The following is an 18,770-nucleotide window of genomic DNA, read 5'->3' on the forward strand; positions in this document are numbered from 1 at the left end:
AAGGCGAGGGGTGATACCTCTAGCCTTCTTTTTCAACAACTCTAATGGCGAGTACGTCGCATTTAGCGCCATGTAAGATGCCATTAGCGGTAGAACCTAGCAACAACGCCAATCCGTGACGGCCATGACTGCCGACCATAATCAGATCGCAACCCTGTTCTTCTGCTATTTTGTGAATCTCAGTTTCAGTATGACCTGAGACCACATGGGCCTCTTTTACCGGATAATCTAACAGTTCGGTAAAGCGGGTCATTTTGTTCTGTGCATGCTCATCTAATTGAGCTTGAATAGCGGTAAGGTCCATTGGGACATCGCCACCATAGGCAAAACTTAGCGGTTCGATAACATGAATAATAGATAGCTCGGCATTAGAGAATTCAGCCAGCTGTTTTACTTTGTCGACCAGTTGATCAGATTCTTCTGATAAATCGGTCGCTACTAAGATGTGTTTATATAGAGACATGGGAGTCGCTCCTTTTGATTCCTATGATGAGAGTAACATAGATCTTATGCTGCTAATTATGACCGGTATCAACTAGATTAGTCGAGGATATTAAATGAAGTGGGCCATTATTATTTTAATTATGATGTCGTTGCTAGGGTCGATGATGTGGGTTATGCCGAGTCCGCGGGAACGTTTTTTGGCAAAACTGAGGCAGCAGGCCTCTCGGCACGGCTTTCAGGTGCAGATGGTGCGGATGACGCCTCCACGGGCTGCCGGCCAGGTTAAGCCTGAAACCTTGATGGCGACAGCGTATCGCTTACCTCGCTATAACTTAGAAAAAGAGCATCGCAATAACTTTATCGAGTGGCAGGTGTTTCGCCAAGTGGCGGTGGCTAACGAAGGTTTGCCTGAGGGTTGGTGCTGGGGTGTCGGTGAGCGCTGTTTAGATGCATCGCAACTCGCCATTTTGAATCACTTGATTGAACAGTTACCCGCAGGGGTTACATCGGTTGAATCAACGCCGGTACATATTTCACTGTATTGGGATGAGCGAGGGGATGAAAACACGCTGGATGAGTTTAAAGTGTTGCTTCAGCCTTTTATCGATCAACAGTTTTAACCAGAGAGTTTAGGAGCCATGATGACGTTGACTGCGGGTATTTATCGCCATTACAAAGGGGCGAACTATGAGGTATTACACCTAGCGAGACATTCTGAAACTGAGGAATGGTTGGTGGTGTATAAGCCCTGTTATGGCGACCATGGCATCTGGGTCAGGCCATTGAGTATGTTTACCGAGGAGGTGGCAGGCCCTGATGGTCAGCCAGTACCGAGGTTTGCGTTTTTAAGCGCCGTTTAGGCGCAAATCGCGGGTTGTTTATTCCTCTTTCTTCTCTTTTTTACTCAACAGGTCAATCGATGCCGCTAAGTTACCGGTTGCCATCGCGCTGCTAGGGCGGGCCTTGTTGAGTAGATCTCGAATCTTATCGACGTAATCCTGTTTCTGCTTTTGCGGCACGTTAGCGCGGGCCACCATGGCTTTCGCGTGCTTGTAATGCGACATGGCGATCAGTTTCTCATCCCGCGCCAGATAATAATCCCCTTGGTTGATATGGGCATCGGCAAAGACGCAAACATGCAACCAGTAAAGGTCATGCTGAAACTGCTTAGCACGGGAAACACTGATTTTTCCTTGCTGCGCCATTTCGATACAAAGTTTTTCTGCATGCTGGATATGTATCTGCGCTTTTTTGAGGGCTCGGTCATTATTGAAGCCGCCAGGGACCGGCGTGATGCGATCAGTACTTTCTTTTTGCGCACCGATATCCTGCAGTAAGTCAGAGTCGGGGGCGAGGGTTGAGATCTCTTCGATCATGCTCACCACATAGCCACTTAACGCGTTGGTGATTTCGGCGCGGCAGTTCGCTTCCCTTAGTACCGCAAGGCATTCAAGGGTTTCCGCTGACTTCTTGTTCAGCTCTTTCAAGCGCTTGTGGCGATACTCCTGCTGCTGCTCCCGAGTCGAGAAGAAGTTATTGACCAGCAAGGCGACGAAACCGACGGCGATTAAAGAAAAAAGAAAAATCAGGTTGTCTTGCAACATATTCTCAGGTAGTTGTAATTAAGGAACTGGCTAATATTGGCGGCAGCATACTGCATTTAAGCTACCAGAAACATACCTTTATTAGCCAATTTTCTTGATCAATTGGCGTGTTTTTTTGTGCAGAAGCTTGACCCTGCTGGTTACAGCCCTTATATATGCACGCTGTTTTGTATTGTCACCTCGTCCTTTAAGGATTTTATTTATATGGGAAAGTCCCTAGTTATAGTTGAGTCACCTGCCAAAGCGAAAACCATAAACAAGTATCTGGGTAACCAGTTTGTGGTTAAATCGAGCGTGGGCCACATTCGGGATCTGCCCACTAGTGGCTCGGGTAATGGGGCTGCATCAGATCCAAAAGAGCGCGCTCGACAGGCTGCAATCACCCGTAAACTGTCACCGGAAGATAAAATCCGGCACAAGGCTGAAAAGAGCAAAAAACAACTGATTGCCCGCATGGGGATTGACCCCGAACATAACTGGGATGCCCGTTATGAGATCTTGCCGGGCAAAGAAAAAGTCGTCGATGAGCTAAGACGACTGGCGAAAGATGCTGACACTATCTATCTCGCAACCGATTTGGACCGCGAGGGGGAGGCGATTGCCTGGCACCTGCGGGAAGCGATTGGTGGCGATGATTCGCGCTATAAGCGCGTCGTGTTTAACGAGATTACCGAAAAAGCGATTCAAGAGGCCTTTAAAAAGCCTGGCGAGCTGGATATTAACCGGGTAAACGCGCAGCAAGCACGACGCTTTCTCGATCGGGTCGTGGGCTACATGGTATCCCCCCTGTTGTGGGAAAAAGTTGCGCGTGGTTTATCTGCGGGGCGGGTTCAGTCTGTTGCGGTACGTTTGTTGGTCGAGCGTGAGAAAGAGATTCGCAGTTTTATTCCTGAAGAGTTTTGGGAGTTGCATGCGGATGTCGAATCAGACAAGCAGGAAGCGTTACGCTTTCAGGTTGAAAAGTTTCAGGATAAGGCGTTTCGCCCAGTCAGTGGCGCAGAGACCGACGGCTATGTTGCACAACTGAAGCAGGAAACCTTCAAGGTTACTAATCGTCAAGATCGGCCGACCAGTAGTCGCCCTTCGGCGCCTTTTATCACCTCAACGTTACAGCAAGCGGCGAGTACGCGGCTGAGCTTTGGCGTGAAGAAAACCATGATGCTGGCGCAGCGGTTGTATGAAGCCGGTTATATTACCTACATGCGAACCGACTCGACCAATCTGAGTGCCGAGGCGGTAGCTACGTGCCGGGATTATATTAAAGAGAGTTTTGGTGATAAGTATTTACCTGAAAAGCCAAACTCTTATAGCAGCAAGGAAGGGGCTCAGGAGGCGCATGAGGCGATTCGTCCTTCTGACGTAACTATCGAAGCAACCTCTTTGAAAGGCATGGAGCGGGACGCTGAGCGGCTCTATGAGCTGATTCGTCGTCAGTTCATGGCTTGTCAGATGATGCCTGCACTGTATACCAGTACTCGAGTGACCATTACGGCCGGTGAATTTGAGTTGCGCACCAAGGGTCGCATTCTACGTTTTGATGGTTATACCCGCGTGATGAATGGCCGTGGAAAAGATGACGATATTATCTTGCCGGATGTTAAGCAGGGTGATGTGTTGCAGCTGCAACAGCTGGACCCAAAACAGCATTTCACTAAGCCTTCACCGCGATATACCGAAGCGAGCTTGGTTAAAGAACTTGAAAAACGGGGTATCGGCCGTCCGTCGACCTACGCATCGATTATTTCGACGATTCAAGATCGGGGCTATGTTGAAGTCCATAACCGTCGTTTTTACGCCCAGAAAATGGGTGATATCGTCACCGAAAGATTGGTTGAGAACTTTACCGATCTGATGGACTTTAGCTTCACGGCTCGCATGGAAGAGTCGCTGGATGATATTGCGACCGGTGCTGCCGATTGGAAAGCGCTACTGAATCAGTTCTATGAAGGCTTTAGCAATCGTTTAATCCAAGCGCAGAACCCCGACACGGGCATGCGGTTGAATGCTCCGACAGAAACCGATATTCCCTGTCCGACCTGTGGCCGGAAGATGATGATTCGGACGGGTACCACCGGTGTATTCTTAGGTTGCTCTGGCTACGCTTTGCCGCCGAAAGAGCGCTGCAAAACAACCATGAACCTGATCCACGGTGATGAGGTGGTCAGCGTTGACGGAGATGATGAGGAAGAGTCTCGAATTCTGCGTAACAAGCATCGTTGTAGCATCTGTGATACGGCGATGGATAGCTACCTCATTGATGAGCAACGCAAGCTACATATCTGTGGTAATAACCCCGATTGTCCTGGATTTGAGGTTGAGCAGGGTGCCTTTAAGATCAAAGGTTATGATGGTCCGGTGCTTGAGTGTGATAAGTGTGGCGCTGAGATGCAGCTTAAAACTGGCCGCTTTGGTAAGTTCTTTGGTTGTACAAGTGATACCTGCAAAAACACGCGTAAGTTGTTGAAAAGTGGTGAAGCTGCGCCACCAAAAATGGACCCAGTGCCGATGCCAGAACTGCAATGCGAGAATGTTGAGGACACCTTCATCCTACGTGATGGGGCATCCGGTATGTTCTTAGCGGCCAGTCAATTTCCTCGTAAACGGGAAACCCGCGCACCGAAGGTCTCCGAGTTGTTACCGCACAAGAGTGAGATCGATCCGAAATACAGTTTCCTCTTCAGTGCACCGGTCGAAGATGACGACGGTAATCCAGCGATTGTTCGCTACAGCCGTAAAACAAAAGAGCAGTATGTGATGACGGAAGTTGACGGCAAAGCGACCGGCTGGCGAGCATTTTATACCGGTGGAAAATGGGTAGCTGAAGCTGCCAAAACAAAGAAGGCAGCAGCCAAAAAGTGAGCGGAGACTTAGTATGAGTGGTGTGTATTTAACCCGTACCAATCAGAAGTTAAACTTTACGCGTATCCATCTGGATGCGCTTAAGGTTGCTCAGGAATCGACCGGCTGGAGTAAGCATGCGTTGATCGAATCGTATAATGAATCGGTCCTGTTTCATATGGCATCGGCATACAGTTCGTTGCTGAGAGAGATTGCTGAGCAGTATAGTTTTGATGCGAACCGGATCACCAAACTGAGTCAGTTGACGGCTCAGATGGAGGCTCAGGGGCTTGAAGCGCCTGAAGTGGCCGAACTCCAACAGTTGCATAGCAATACCGATAGTTGGTTGCATCAATTGTTGGCGGCCTATAAGGCTTGCTGGCGTGCCGAGGAGCATAAAGAGTCTCGGGGTCAGGCTGAGAGTGTTTCAGAGATTCATGTGATGCAGATTAATCCGGATCATGCCGAAGATAGTGATATCCTCAGTGAGTATCAGCTCTGGTTTAGTGAGTTTAAATCACTGGTTGAGCGGCTGCGAAGTAGCATGCAAGAGTGGTGATAGAAGCGCGAAGCGGCGGCGATGAGCGATCATCTCGCCGGTTGTTTTAGTCATGGGTATGACCTGAAATGAGAAGAGTATGTCTGATATGTTTTTAGAAATAATTGAGCTAGATGATGGTCAGATTGCATTGCGCAGGGCTGATTCTAACGATGAGCCTATTATGCGAATCAGTTTCTCAGATGACGTTAGAGAGCAGCTTGACGAAGAGTGCATTGATGTCGCTAAAGTCATGCTGACAGCGGGCATTCACATGATTTCAGATCTCAATGTCAAAGGAGTCGTTGATCCTGATGACGCGGCAGAGGGAGATAGCGATCTAACGGATGTTGAGGCGTTATCGGAAGATACTCCGCGCATCATTCACTAACAAAAAAGCAGCGCTAAGGCGCTGTTTTTTTGCTTCGTGTTTAAGCGAGTTGGCGATCGCGGATGACGATACCGTGGCTGTTGCCATTGACGGCGGCATCTTCAAGGCCGGTCAACTCATCATTGCTGAGGCTGCCAGGCCAGCTGATAACGGCGTGACAAGTGCCTGCTTTAAGGGCTTGGCAAGCAAGCTGGTAGGTTGAGTGGCCTTGGTTCGGTTGTAATAGCATCACTTTTTTCAGGTCAATACCGGCCGCTTCCAGTAAGCTTTTAGGTAATGAGGCGGGCGGGGCGATCCACGCGAACCAGCGATCATCTTTACTCAGTTGCGCAAGCAGTGGCAGTAGCATGGTCATTTGCCCAACATCACTGCCTTGCAAAACGATTTCCGTTACCTTGCCTGCTAGTTCCGGATGATTTGATGGTGGTGCCGTAGCCGGACGAATAAGGCTGGGCAGCACGGGATCTGAGCTGTTGAAACTGCTAACTGCATGCAACATGATTATTGTCCTCTTCTGATAACCCCGACACCGAGGCCCTCAATGGCTAGTTCCTGCTCGCGCAGGTCGACCACGATAGGCTCGAATTCTTCATTTTCTGCGATCAGGTAAACTAAGTTACCTTCTCGTTTAAAGCGTTTAACGGTGACATCGTTATCCAGCCGTGCAACGACGATTTCGCCATCTTTTGCTGCCTGACACTGATGTACCGCCAATAGGTCGCCATCCATAATGCCGACGTTTTTCATACTGGTGCCACGAACGCGTAACAGATAGTCAGCTGGCGGATGGAAGAAGTCGGACGCGATGGTAATACGCTCTTCGACATTTTCCTGAGCTAAGATCGGCTCACCTGCAGCAACCTGTCCGACAACCGGTAGACCGGGGTCTTCCACGTCGAATCCTGGAATGCGGATGCCACGAGAGGTGCCTGGGATCATCTCGATAGCGCCTTTGCGGGCGAGTGCCTTGAGATGCTCTTCGGCGGCGTTAGCTGATTTAAACCCCAGCGCTTTGGCGATGTCTGCCCGAGTAGGCGGATAGCCGGTGGTGCTGATGCAGTGCTTAATGCATTCAAGTACATCTGTTTGGCGTTGTGTCAGTTTCATGATGAACTCTGTTTATTTATCCAGTAGCTGTAACTATATACAGTATTCTGGCTTTGTAAACATTTTTCTGTCTATTTATCCAGTATTATTGCTAGAATGCACGTCGTTACAGTGTATTAGGGCGGTCAGGTGCTTTCAGAAGAGATGAAAAAAGAGATACAGGGGGCGTATAGACGCTTCTTGGAGAGCCGGCAGCTTAAGCCGCGCCTAGGCCAAAAGCAGATGATTGCTGAGGTGGCTAAGGTGCTCGGTGGCATTCTCGAAGATGAGCAGTCGCATCGCTTGGGTGAAAAGCATGTCAGTGTGATTGAGGCCGGTACCGGTACGGGTAAAACGATCGGCTATCTGTTAGCTGTCTTGCCGATCGCAAAAGCGAGGGGTAAGAAGGTCGTTTTATCGACCGCGACCGTTGCACTGCAAGAACAACTGCTGCATAAAGACCTACCAGAAGTCGCAGAACATGCTGGCTTGTCCGTTACCTATGGCTTAGCGAAAGGACGTGGCCGCTATTTTTGTATCAGTAAAGCGGAACAACATCTCGATGCCCATAGTGGAACAGGGCAGCAGGCCCTGTATGAAGATGAGCAGGCGCTGCGCATCGATGGCGAAACCGTTGAATTCTATAAAAGTCTGTTAAATGAGTTCGCATCCGGGCGCTGGGATGGCGATCGCGATAACCTGACGATGGATATCAGCGAAGAGGATTGGTATCCGCTGACCAGTGATCATCTGCAATGTACCAACCGCCGCTGTAGCAACTTCTCAGCCTGTAGTTTTTTTAAAGCCCGTAAAGATTTGGATCAGGTAGAGTGTGTTATCGCCAATCATGACATTGTCTTGGCTGATTTAGCCTTAGGTGGGGGCGCTATCTTGCCAGACCCCGCTGAGACGATCTACATTTTCGATGAAGGGCACCACCTATCCGATAAGGCCAGTGGTCATTTCTCCTTTAATCTGCGCTTGAAATCGACCGAACGCTGGTTGGCTGGAACGCTGAAGCAGTTAGATAAAATGCTGGAGCAAAGTGGCAATCCACAATTGATGAGAGATTATATCGAACACCAGCGCAAGCCGATGGCAGACCTGCAGGTGGTGTTGAATAACTGGGCCGAGCTCATTAGGCCAGTATTGATGGATGATTCTTTTAGCCGTCCTAAAGAGCGCTATCGCTATCCTAGTGGTGTGGTGCCGGAAGAGGTTAAGCAGTTCGGCCTACAGGTTGAGCATTTAGCCGCCCGCATGGGGACTAAGATGGAGATGATTTTAGATCTCTTGAAGGAGTCTCTAGATGGCGAGGGGGGCATTAACCGTCAAGCGGCCGAGATCTGGTATCCCCGGGTGGGTATGATGGTCGCTCGGATGCAGAATATTACCGGTCTAGGTCGCTCGACCGGTCATGTCGATGCCGAAAACAGCACCCCGACGGCCCGTTGGGTGAGTCTGGTTGAAACCGCCCAAGGCTATGATTTTGAATGTAGTACGGCACCGGTGTCGGCGGCGCAGATGCTGCACATGAATCTTTGGCAACATTGTTATGCCGCGGTGGTGACCTCGGCGACGCTGACCGCCTTAGGGCGCTTTGATCGGGTGCTTGCCGATCTAGGTTTGCCGCCAGATACTGCCTGCTTTAGTCTGGCCAGTCCGTTTGATCACTACAATGCCGCCGAGCTTTATATTCCGCCGATGAAGGTTGAAGCAAATGACCCAGAACTTCATACTCAGGCAGTCACCGATTACCTCAATCAGCACCTGAAAAGCGATACCGGCACCTTAGTATTATTTAGCTCATGGCGGCAAATGAGATCAGTGCTTGCCAGTCTGGACGAAAAGCTCAACAATAGGGTGCTGTCGCAGGGCGATTTCAGTAAGAATGAGATTCTGAAACGTCATAAGACCGAAATTGATGAGGGGCGAGGCAGTGTTATCTTCGGTCTCGCTTCTTTTACTGAAGGTGTCGATCTTCCCGGTGATTATTTGACCGAAGTCATTATCACCAAGATTCCCTTCAGTGTACCGGATGATCCGGTTGACGCCACCATGGCTGAATGGATACAACAGCAAGGTGGAAACCCTTTTATGGAATGGTCAGTGCCGATGGCATCGGTGCGATTAACTCAGGCTGCTGGACGGCTGCTGCGAACTGAGCAGGATAGGGGACGCATCGTACTGTTGGATCGACGCGTTGTCACCAAGCGTTATGGCCGACAATTGCTCGATTCACTACCACCATTCCGACGAAATATTAGCTAACCGTTCGCTTAAGCGGATAAGGTATGACTTTGTTAAAGAAATTATTTAAGCGTTCAGACGATACGTCGTCTACCCAAGCAAAACCCATCGTAGAGACAGCCCCTTCAAGCCCTCAAGCTCGGGATCATAAAAGTGATCGCGCTGAACGGACAGGCGCCAAGAAGACCAAGGCTAAATCAAGCAGAAGTACAACCGATAAACAGGGTATGGATAAGACCAGCAGTACTAACGCTGCCGTCGCCCAAAAGCCTGATGACGTAAAAGCAAAGCCGAAAAAGGCGTGGCGTCGTGAAGACTTTGCTGTGGCGCCGGCTGAAGGTAAGCAGCGGTTCCATGATTTTGATCTACCCGATGATGTGATGCATGCGATCGCTGATCTGAACTTCCAATATTGTTCAGACATTCAGGCAGCGACACTGATTGAATCCCTCGAAGGCCGAGATATCATCGGTAAGGCGCAAACGGGTACCGGTAAAACCGCGGCGTTTTTGATTAGTATCATCACCGATCTATTGGACTACCCCTTAGAGCAAAAGGCTGCAAAAGGGGTGCCGCGGGCATTGATTATTGCGCCGACCCGAGAATTGGCGCTGCAGATTGCTGCCGATGCCGAAGAGATGGGTAAATACGCGGATATCGGCGTGGTCGCGCTGGTCGGTGGTATGGATTACGATCGGCAGCGGAAACAGCTGGCGGCCCGTCCAGTCGATATTTTGGTGGCGACACCGGGGCGTTTGATCGATTTCGTTCGCTCATCCGATGTTGATCTTGGTGATGTTGAAGTGTTAGTACTCGATGAAGCCGACCGAATGCTGAGTATGGGCTTTATCCCCGATGTACGGACCATTATTCGGCACACGCCGCGTAAAGGCGACCGTCAAACCCTCTTATATAGCGCCACCTTTACGGATGACGTTATGGACCTTGCCCGTCAATGGACGGTGGATGCCAAGGTTATTGAAATTGCACCCGAGCAGAAGAGTACCGATTCCGTTGAGCAGCTGGTCTATCTGGTCTCGCGGCAGGATAAATACCGTCTGCTGCGTAACTTTGTGCAGCTCAACCAATTGGAACGGGTGATCGTTTTTGGTAATCGTCGTGATGAAACACGCCGTTTGGCCGAACGACTACAGAAAGATGGTTTGAAAGCCGCCTTGATGTCCGGTGAAATTACCCAGCAGAAGCGGGTGAAAACCCTCGATGATTTCCGTCAGGGCCGCATCAATATTTTGGTTGCCACCGATGTCGCAGGACGAGGCATACACGTGGATGGCGTCAGCCATGTCATTAACTACGCGCTGCCGGAAGATGCGGATGACTATGTTCACCGTATTGGCCGCACCGGTCGGGCAGGATCGACGGGCACCTCCATCAGTTTTGCCACTGAAGATGACGCCTTTTTGCTGCCGGAGATTGAAGAGGTCGCTGGGGTGAAAATGAAATGTGTTTATCCCGATCCTAACCTGCTTGAATCCATTTAAGCGTTAGTCGGTGCGTCATGACGGCTTGGGGCGGATTAGATCAGTTACAGCTAGGTGATCGCTTTCGGCAGTTACCGGCAGATCTGTATCGCTCGGTTAGCCCTCAGCCCCTAAAAAACCCGCACCTCGTCGCTTTCAGTACCGAGGCGGCGGCGTTGATCGGTCTCGATCCCTGTCAGGTTTCGGCGCAGCAACTTAGCGAGTATTTCGGTGGGCAGCGGTTGCTCAAGGGGAGCGATCCCTTGGCATCGGTCTATGCAGGCCACCAATTCGGTGGCTATACACCAGAGTTAGGTGATGGCCGTGCAGTCTTGCTCGGTGATCTTGCGGGTAAGGATGGCCAGCGCTGGGAATTGCAACTGAAGGGCAGCGGCAAGACGCCTTATTCACGCCATGCTGATGGTCGCGCAGCATTACGCTCGGTGATTCGGGAATACCTCTGTAGCGAAGCCTTGGCAGCGCTTGAGGTGCCTACCACACGGGCGCTTTGTATCATTGGTAGCGAAACCCAGATCTACCGTGAATCAATAGAGTTTGCTGCTGCTATGGTGCGGATGAGCCCGAGTCATATTCGTTTTGGCCATTTTGAATATTGTTACTATAGCCGTCGGCCGGACCAGCTAAAGCAGCTTGCCGATTTTGTGATAGAACACCACTACCCACACTGTGCGATACAACCGAACCCCTATCTTGCGATGTTTACCGATGTGGTTGAGCGCACGGCTCAGTTATTGGCCCGTTGGCAGGCGTTGGGTTTTTGTCATGGGGTGATGAACACCGACAATATGTCCATCCTTGGGGTGACGTTAGATTACGGCCCGTTTGGGTTTCTGGATGAGTATCAGCCCGATTATATGTGTAACCGATCAGATGATCGGGGTCGCTACGCTTATCAGCAACAACCGTCGATCGCTTTGTGGAACTGTGTTTGTTTGGCTCAAACCCTGAGCGGATTGGTCAAACAAGCCGATCTGGAAGTTGCGCTGAACCGTTTTCAGCCGGTTTATGGGGTTGCTTATACCGAGTTGATGAAGCTGCGTTTGGGCATGGAAGGCAAAACGGATCAAGATGGCGCGTTGATCGAAACCTTTTTGCAGTTACTTGAACAGCAAAAAGCGGACTATAATAATGCCTTTGTGGCGCTAGAGCAGGCCGTTGAGGGCAACCGAGAACCGATCAATCGGTTATTGGGTGGCGCAACGGGCTTTACGGATTGGTTCAACCAATACCGTCGCCGACTGAATGATAATGCCACGGCTATTATGGCGCGGCATAATCCTCGGGCGATACTGCGTAACTATTTAACGCAACAGGTTATTGAGCGCGCGGAGCTGGGTGATTTTAGTGAGCTAGCGCAACTGCATGCGGCGTTAAAGGCCCCTTTTGCCGCGCATTTGGATATATACTCACAGTCGACACCCGACTGGGGTAAAAATATATCGCTTAGTTGCTCATCCTGATCAACATAGGCTATTTCGGTTACAGCTAACCTGTTATAGATGATTAAGTTGTAGATGATTAAGAGATATTAAGAGGACAGCATGGATAAACATAAAACCGGCCGGATTAGTCAGCTGCTGGCCATTGCCGTCAGTGTGTTCTTTGTTTTTGTTGGAGCCAGTGGCTATCAGCGCACCGGCGATATTACGCTGGTCTTGCTGTTTGGTGCATTGGCTATCATGGGTTATTTTATCGTTAAATTTTTATTTCTGGGGGTCAATAAGTTGTTAGATTCTCTGGATGATAAGCATAACCAAGGTTCTGAATAGAGCCCTCGTTGAAAGCGGTTCTGCTTGATGGCTATTAATTTAAAGCCTATTTTTATCACAATGTTTTGAATACATGTAAGGAATCTCTGATGACAGACAGGGTAAAAGTTTCAGTACTCGGTGGCGGTAGTTTTGGTACTGTAATCGCAAACCTGATTGGCGATAAAGGGGTGGATGTTAGTCTGTGGATGCGTGATGCCGATCGGGCGGCCGAGATTAACCGAAGCCATGAGAATAGTCGTTATCTTCCTGGGTGTCAGTTATCTGAAAACCTCATCGCGACCGCTGATCTACAGCAGGCGTTAACGGGTGCGAAGATTATTTTTGTTTCGATTCCCAGCCAATCATTTCGCGACGTCGTTCGTCAGGCCAAGCCTTTTATGCGGCCAGATCAGATTATCGTCAGTACCACTAAGGGGATTGAAGCGAAAACCTTCAGTTTGATGAGCCAGATTCTCGCTGCTGAGCTACCTGACAATCCTATCGGTGTGATTAGTGGTCCTAATCTGGCCAAAGAGATTGCCCAGAAGCAGCTAACCGCCACCGTGATTGCGAGTGATAGTGAAGAGGTGCGTACTGCGGTGCAGGATATTCTTCACTGTGCCTTTTTCCGTATCTATGCGAGCACCGATATGTACGGTGTTGAGCTGGGCGGCACACTGAAAAACATCTATGCAATCGCCTCCGGTTTAAGTGCCGCATTGGGGATGGGTGAAAATACCAAAAGCATGCTGATGACGCGGAGTCTGGCGGAAATGAGCCGTTTTGCGGTGCAGCTCGGCGCCAACCCCATGACCTTTCTTGGCTTAGCCGGTGTCGGTGATCTGATCGTTACCTGCTCATCGCCTCTGAGCCGTAACTATCGAGTCGGTTATGCCTTAGGTGAGGGTAAGAGTCTCGATGAGGCGGTGACCTCATTGGGTGAGGTGGCAGAGGGCGTTAATACCTTGCGTTATGTCAAAGAGAAAGCGGACGAGCTAGAGATCTATATGCCGTTGGTCTGTGGCCTTTATGAAGTGGTCTTTAATGGCGCGCCGGTATCTCAAGTCGCCAAGATGATGATGCTCAATACTCAAAGTAGTGATGTCGAATTTGTTCTACCACGGGACAGTGATTGTTAATGCGGTTACTGTTATTACGTCATGGTGAGGCGGGCTATGACGCCCCGAGTGATGAGCAGCGTAGCCTGACTGATCACGGCTGGCTTAGAGTACAACAGATGCTTAAACAGCAGTCTGGGACGTTAGCGGGGCTTGAACGCATTGTTCATAGTCCCTACCTGCGAACTCAGCAGACTGCTGCACTGGTATTGGCGCAGCAACCGGCCAACAGCATCGCCTCACCGTTACTGACCCCCGAAGCTTCACCAGAAACCGTACTTGATTGGTTGGCTGAACAGTCCGATGAGGTGCTGATGCTCGTTACCCATCAGCCACTCATCGGGTTGTTAGTGTCTCGTTTGTGCGAGGGGGATTATTCCCGCCCGGAGCCGATGCTACCGGGCGCTTTAGCCGTTATTGATCTGACGTTCCCGGCGGCAGGCCTTGGCCGGCTGCAGAGCTTGATGCGCTAGCACGACTAGCCCCACTCACCATATCCTTAGAGTCAGACGCCTCTATCGTTTCTTCCGTTTCCGTCGGCGCCGTTGATTTTCCTGCCGCGGCCTCTTTAATTAATTCAGCTGTTTTTGTTAGTGAACTTATCTTAGGGTAGCGAGCGACGCCTGCGTCGATAATCTCGACCGCTTTGCTGTTATCACCCGTGGCGAGATAAGCCCGTGATAGGTCGATATAGAGTTGCGGTATGGGTGTGTACTCAATATAAGGAACGGCCCATTCAATAAACTGCGGGGCGAACTGTCCCTGTTGAGCGTTGAGCTGACGTAACAGCAGTGTGCGCATCAAATAGAGCTCTGCAGAATCTCTGAAAAAGGGGTTGCTCAGCGCAGGGTCCAGCAGGGCCGGCTCAGCCATATGCCCTTTAAGGAAGCGGATAATACTACTGTTAGCTTGTGTCGTTTGTAGCATAACGGCAGTGACTATCAGCGCCAGACTCACGGCCGTCGCAGCGGTGGTTATCTCAGCGGAGCGGCTCAGTGCGAGACGTTTGGTTTTTCGGCTGTGGTGTAAGATCACAAAAATCAGTAATAGCAGTAAAAACCAAGGCACATTACTAATATAGAAGGGCAGTTCAACCTGTGAGTGTATGCCGATGGGCAGTAGTAAGGCGATATAACTCAACCCACGACGCCAGCCGCAGGTGAAAGCCGCATAGAGAACAGCGATAACCGATATCAGTATGCCAGCAATCGCGATTAAACCACCTTCCACTAGCCAGAACATCAACTCATTATGGGGATGGCTGAGACGGCTTGGGGGCAGGTTGGCGTCAGGAAAGCGTTTTAGGTAATCAACTTTCTGGTCATGCCATACTTTCTGAAAGCTGCCGATGCCGTGTCCACTCAGGGGTTGTTGCTCAAATAATTCCAGAGAGATCTTATAGATATTAATCCGACTGTTTGAACCCGATTGGGCCACACCATTACCGCTTAGTGAGGTTAGGTCACCGAGTTTATCGGAGCTGCGCTGAATCCCTTGGCTACCCATAACGAGGGCAGCGATAACGGTGAGCAGTACGGCCAGTGCTAAGGGCTTACGTTTTAGAAAGCGACGGGCGTTACAGAGGATCAATATGGATGCGCCGGCGACTGAACCGATCAGTCCCGCACGGGAACCGGAATAGGCGACAATAAAACAGCTGAGAAACAGACTGCCTAATAAGAGTAGCGTTACCCATGGGCTTGGCTTTAGGGTGACGGGACGGCTAAGCAAATAGAGCCCGATAGTGAATACCGTCGCTTGAAATGATGCATGGATGTTGATCTGTTGAAATATGCTGTAGGGAGTGCCGTTGCTGGGGGTGATCAGCAGTGGCAGAATATTGGGCCAAAAGATCTGCGAGATGCCATAAAGGCCATGGATGATGCCCGCGAGCAATATAATCATTAACACTCGCTCTACATCTCTTGGGGTAAAGCGAAATTGAAACAGTGCCATTAGAAACAGAAAGCCACCAAAAATATAGAGCTGTCGGAACAACCATTCGGTGGGTAAAAAATTATCGACAATAAAACCGAGTATGATCATGCTGATGGGCAGAGCCGCCATCGGCAACCAAAAGGTGGTATAGCTAAACTGTTTGGTTTGCAGCATCAGCAGGGTTGCGCCGGAAATAATAAAAATGGCCGCGATCCATACGGTAATGTTGTGGGAAATCGACATCCCTTCGCCGCCAAGGTTGGGCTGAAAGAATAGGGTAGCCGGTAGAAACAGAAGACCAAGCAGCCACAGACCCGCCTGTTGTTGTTTTATTTTTGAAAGTGGAGTGATCATCAATGGCCTCGGAATAGGGTGATAAACGGGTTGGCGATACGCTTTGCTTTAAAACTATCTGTTTTAAAAGAAAAAAAACAGTGGAGATACTACCCCATTTTTGTATTCTGATACATGCTGGGTAAGCCTGAACACACATGATTTTTAAGGTTAACAGATCAATGAATCATACAGACATCGCACATGAGTTACAGTTTGAAGTAAATGGCCACCGGATTGCGGCTAAGAGTTGGGGGGATCAGGACGCTCCCGTGGTATTAGCTCTGCATGGCTGGCTAGATAATGCCGCCACCTTTAATCGTTTGGCACCCTGTTTAGAGGGTGTCAGGGTGGTTGCGTTAGATTTAATGGGCCATGGGTATTCTGATCATCGGCCCGCCTCTATGCCTTATTATATTTGGGACAATGTGCAAGACGTACTCGGCGTGGCGGATCAGCTTGGATTGCAGCGCTTTTCCTTACTGGGTCACTCTATGGGCGCCAGTATTGCGATGCTGGTTGCGGCAAGCTTTCCTGAGCGGGTTGAAAAAATGGCGCTGATCGAAGGCATTGCGCCACTGGTCACCGACGCTGAGCATACGGCGGAACAGTTGGCTAGCGCGATTAAAAAGCGGATCAGAATGACGGGGCGAAAACAGAAAGCCTATGATGATATGGAAGCGGCGATTAAGGCTCGTATGAATGGACGTTGGCCGGTTGATGCTCAGGCGGCGAGCTGGTTAGTCGAGCGTGGATTGGTTGAGCGCTCCGATGGTTTCTACTGGCGCACCGACCCTAACTTGATGTTGCCTTCATTGATGCGCATGACCGAAGCTCAGGTCGATAACTTTCTTGAACGGGTGGAGGCGAGTACGCTGCTTATTTTGGCTGAAAATGGTATACCTCAGAGTGAACAACGCATTGCCTTGTTATCCAACTGCCAAACAGAGCGGTTACCGGGTGGCCACCATATTCATCTAGAGGAGCAGGCTTCGGGACTGATTGCTACACTCATTAATGAGTTTAGTCTGGTTTAGCGCATCATGTGATGCATAGGATTTTTCGCACTTAGGTTGATAGGCATAAGGAATGTTAATGAGGATTCGAACATTTTTACAGTTAGGTTTAATGTTGTTGAGCTTTACGGTGCAGGCGGAGACCGATGTTGCCGGCAGTAGTGATCCACGGCAGTTACCTCGCTTTCCCTTAAGCTGGATCGTCAGTTACAGCGAGCATAATATTCCGGAGTATGCGCTGGCGACCGGTCCGATGCGCAAAATTGAAGATGTTATCGCGCCAGAACAGAGCAAAGGTGTTAAGGGCGACCTTACGCGGATTACTTATCGCGTTCCCAGCACCCATAACCCGGAGCAGGTGTTTAATTATTACATGGGTCTATTAAAAAACCTGAAGGCTGAGGTGCTATTTCAATGTAGCAGCCGCCAATGTGGTAGCAGTAGTCAGTGGGCCAATAACTATTTTGACGTTGCCGAGCTCTATGGCCTCGATAGAACGCAGTTTTTCGTTTCCGCTATGGCGGGTAATCTCAAGTTAGCGCTCTATAGCGTTCAACGGGGTAATCGCCGAGTATATGTACACCTTGATCTGATTCAGCCGCTGAAACAATCGGCAGAAACCTTAGCGGTCGATTTACGCCAGCAAGGAGTTAGCTGGTTGAATGACGCGGATGCCATAGAGCCGCTCTTTGAGTATCTGACAAGCAACCCGACACAAAAGGTGTTGATCGGCAGCTATAGTCGAGCGCCGGGCGCGTTAGATACGCTATTACAGCAAAGTACCGAGACGGCTGAGGCGTTTACTCAGTTGCTGATCGATGCGGGTATCGATGCCAGTCGCATTGAAACCGTGGGTGTAGGGCCTGCGCTGCCGGTTGAACGTGATCTACCTTCGGGGTTATGGGTTCAATTACGCTGATCGTCAATCTTAAATGACAGAGGGCGAGCCAGGCATTATTTGGCTGATTCGTCGCGTTCTAGGTTGCTAGGTAGGGAATCATCGCCACAAGGAGTCGATCTATGAAAACGACCGTTTCGTTAGTGCTGGGCAGCGGTGGCGCTCGAGGGTATAGCCATATCGGAGTCATTGAAGAGCTGAATCGACGTGGTTATGACATCGTCTGTATTGCGGGTAGTTCGATGGGGGCGCTGATTGGCGGTATGTATGCGGCAGGGCGATTGGATGAATACCGTGACTGGGTGATCAGTCTAAAGCGGTTTGACGTCCTTAAACTGATGGATCTGACACTGCGGGGCGAGGGGACTATTCGAGGCGAACGGTTGCTGCGTAAATTACAGGAGATCGTCGGTGATCCTTTGATTGAAGAGCTGCCCATTAGCTATACCGCCGTCGCCACCGACCTGACACACCAGAAGGAGGTCTGGTTTCAGCGAGGCTCGTTGCTAGAGGCTATTCGTGCATCGATTGCGGTTCCTGGGTTTTTTACACCGGTGATTGAAGCGGATCGCGTGCTGGTGGATGGCGGTGTATTGAATCCTATTCCTATTATTCCAACGGTGGCCGCCCATGCCGACCTAATTATTGCTGTCGATTTGAATGCGGATGTGCAGCGTCACCGAGTCACATTACCCGACAATCAATTTCTTGAGCGTTCGGGCTTTAGTGATGATTGGCAGCTTGATATGGGCGCCCAGATAAAATCTGAAACAATAAAACCCGAAAAAATAAAACAAAGGCTCGCTAAGGGAGCGCCTCCTAAGGCAGTCAGTCGTATTGATGTGTTATTTAATTCGGTTGAAGTGATGCAAGCATCATTGGGAAAATATAAAGTGGCGGGTTATCCGCCAGATCAGTTGATCTGTATACCGAAAGAAGCCTGCCGTTTTTATGACTTTCATCGGGCTAAAGAGATGATAGAATTAGGCCGTCTTGTTGCTCAAGAAAGTTTGATGCAGATGGAAAAGTCGATGCGCTAAAGCCTGTTAAGGCTCTGTCGTGC

19 protein-coding genes are annotated in these 18,770 nt (G+C 49.9%); 14 read left to right on the top strand and 5 right to left on the bottom strand.

The features are described 5' to 3' along the window. Positions 1-19: 19 nt before the first annotated feature. Complete coding sequence (locus EH243_RS01570) at positions 20-463, bottom strand: universal stress protein (RefSeq protein WP_126156872.1); 444 nt, start codon at positions 461-463, stop codon at positions 20-22. 94 nt (positions 464-557) lie between these two features. Here EH243_RS01570 and EH243_RS01575 point away from each other — a divergent pair, with 94 nt between their 5' ends. Together EH243_RS01575 and EH243_RS01580 are read left to right on the top strand one after the other, a co-directional pair. Beyond that, positions 558-1,064, top strand: coding sequence for a hypothetical protein (locus tag EH243_RS01575; protein ID WP_126156873.1), 507 nt, complete (start codon positions 558-560; stop codon positions 1,062-1,064). 21 nt (positions 1,065-1,085) lie between these two features. Beyond that, positions 1,086-1,304, top strand: a complete 219-nt coding sequence (locus EH243_RS01580) for a DUF1653 domain-containing protein (protein ID WP_126156874.1) — start codon at positions 1,086-1,088, stop codon at positions 1,302-1,304. A gap of 18 nt (positions 1,305-1,322) precedes the next feature. On the opposite strand, the gene EH243_RS01585 is transcribed toward EH243_RS01580, so the two are convergent. Then, the gene (locus tag EH243_RS01585; protein WP_126156875.1) at positions 1,323-2,048 is read right to left on the bottom strand and encodes a DNA topoisomerase I; all 726 of its coding nucleotides are present in this window, start codon (positions 2,046-2,048) and stop codon (positions 1,323-1,325) included. 204 nt (positions 2,049-2,252) lie between these two features. On the opposite strand from EH243_RS01585, the gene topA reads away from it, so the two are divergent. From topA to EH243_RS01600, 3 genes are all read left to right on the top strand, one after another. Further along, positions 2,253-4,907, top strand: coding sequence for a type I DNA topoisomerase (gene topA, locus EH243_RS01590; RefSeq protein ID WP_126156876.1), 2,655 nt, complete (start codon positions 2,253-2,255; stop codon positions 4,905-4,907). Between the two features lie 13 nt (positions 4,908-4,920). Beyond that, positions 4,921-5,445 carry a DUF6586 family protein gene (locus EH243_RS01595; protein ID WP_126156877.1) on the top strand — a complete coding sequence of 175 codons (525 nt, stop codon included), beginning with the start codon at positions 4,921-4,923 and terminating at the stop codon, positions 5,443-5,445. Positions 5,446-5,524: 79 nt separating this feature from the next. Further along, a complete protein-coding gene (locus tag EH243_RS01600; protein WP_126156878.1) occupies positions 5,525-5,815 on the top strand; it encodes a hypothetical protein in 291 nt (96 codons plus the stop codon). Positions 5,816-5,855: 40 nt separating this feature from the next. Here the strand turns inward: EH243_RS01600 and EH243_RS01605 are convergent, their stop codons facing one another. After that, entirely contained in the window at positions 5,856-6,314 is a 459-nt protein-coding gene (locus EH243_RS01605) for a cell division inhibitor SulA (RefSeq protein WP_126156879.1), read from the bottom strand. A 2-nt stretch (positions 6,315-6,316) separates the two neighbouring features. After that, the gene (gene lexA, locus EH243_RS01610; RefSeq protein ID WP_126156880.1) at positions 6,317-6,922 is read right to left on the bottom strand and encodes a transcriptional repressor LexA; all 606 of its coding nucleotides are present in this window, start codon (positions 6,920-6,922) and stop codon (positions 6,317-6,319) included. Between the two features lie 144 nt (positions 6,923-7,066). Between lexA and dinG the strand changes: the two genes are divergently transcribed. The 6 genes from dinG to sixA all read left to right on the top strand — a co-directional run bounded on the left by dinG (position 7,067) and on the right by sixA (position 13,995). After that, positions 7,067-9,172, top strand: coding sequence for an ATP-dependent DNA helicase DinG (dinG, locus tag EH243_RS01615; RefSeq protein ID WP_241234966.1), 2,106 nt, complete (start codon positions 7,067-7,069; stop codon positions 9,170-9,172). Positions 9,173-9,378: 206 nt separating this feature from the next. After that, entirely contained in the window at positions 9,379-10,653 is a 1,275-nt protein-coding gene (rhlB, locus tag EH243_RS01620; RefSeq protein WP_277600695.1) for an ATP-dependent RNA helicase RhlB, read from the top strand. A gap of 17 nt (positions 10,654-10,670) precedes the next feature. After that, entirely contained in the window at positions 10,671-12,113 is a 1,443-nt protein-coding gene (locus EH243_RS01625; RefSeq protein WP_126156883.1) for a protein adenylyltransferase SelO, read from the top strand. An 81-nt stretch (positions 12,114-12,194) separates the two neighbouring features. Continuing rightward, the gene (locus EH243_RS01630; RefSeq protein ID WP_126156884.1) at positions 12,195-12,422 is read left to right on the top strand and encodes a hypothetical protein; all 228 of its coding nucleotides are present in this window, start codon (positions 12,195-12,197) and stop codon (positions 12,420-12,422) included. A gap of 89 nt (positions 12,423-12,511) precedes the next feature. After that, complete coding sequence (locus EH243_RS01635) at positions 12,512-13,543, top strand: NAD(P)H-dependent glycerol-3-phosphate dehydrogenase (protein WP_126156885.1); 1,032 nt, start codon at positions 12,512-12,514, stop codon at positions 13,541-13,543. Beyond that, positions 13,543-13,995, top strand: coding sequence for a phosphohistidine phosphatase SixA (sixA, locus tag EH243_RS01640; protein WP_126156886.1), 453 nt, complete (start codon positions 13,543-13,545; stop codon positions 13,993-13,995). Before EH243_RS01635 ends, sixA begins: the two co-directional genes overlap by 1 nt. On the opposite strand, the gene EH243_RS01645 is transcribed toward sixA, so the two are convergent. After that, positions 13,937-15,814, bottom strand: coding sequence for a PglL family O-oligosaccharyltransferase (locus EH243_RS01645; protein WP_126156887.1), 1,878 nt, complete (start codon positions 15,812-15,814; stop codon positions 13,937-13,939). The two genes, sixA and EH243_RS01645, sit on opposite strands and share 59 nt — an antisense overlap. A gap of 161 nt (positions 15,815-15,975) precedes the next feature. Here EH243_RS01645 and EH243_RS01650 point away from each other — a divergent pair, with 161 nt between their 5' ends. The 3 genes from EH243_RS01650 to EH243_RS01660 all read left to right on the top strand — a co-directional run bounded on the left by EH243_RS01650 (position 15,976) and on the right by EH243_RS01660 (position 18,747). Then, positions 15,976-16,830 (top strand): alpha/beta hydrolase, encoded by an 855-nt coding sequence (locus EH243_RS01650; protein ID WP_126156888.1) that lies wholly within the window; start codon positions 15,976-15,978, stop codon positions 16,828-16,830. A 58-nt stretch (positions 16,831-16,888) separates the two neighbouring features. Next, complete coding sequence (locus EH243_RS01655) at positions 16,889-17,728, top strand: DUF4892 domain-containing protein (RefSeq protein ID WP_164549017.1); 840 nt, start codon at positions 16,889-16,891, stop codon at positions 17,726-17,728. A gap of 101 nt (positions 17,729-17,829) precedes the next feature. After that, positions 17,830-18,747, top strand: a complete 918-nt coding sequence (locus EH243_RS01660; RefSeq protein ID WP_126156890.1) for a patatin-like phospholipase family protein — start codon at positions 17,830-17,832, stop codon at positions 18,745-18,747. Positions 18,748-18,770 lie beyond the last annotated feature (23 nt).

It is taken from the genome of Amphritea opalescens, assembly GCF_003957515.1.
Lineage (GTDB): Bacteria > Pseudomonadota > Gammaproteobacteria > Pseudomonadales > Balneatricaceae > Amphritea > Amphritea opalescens.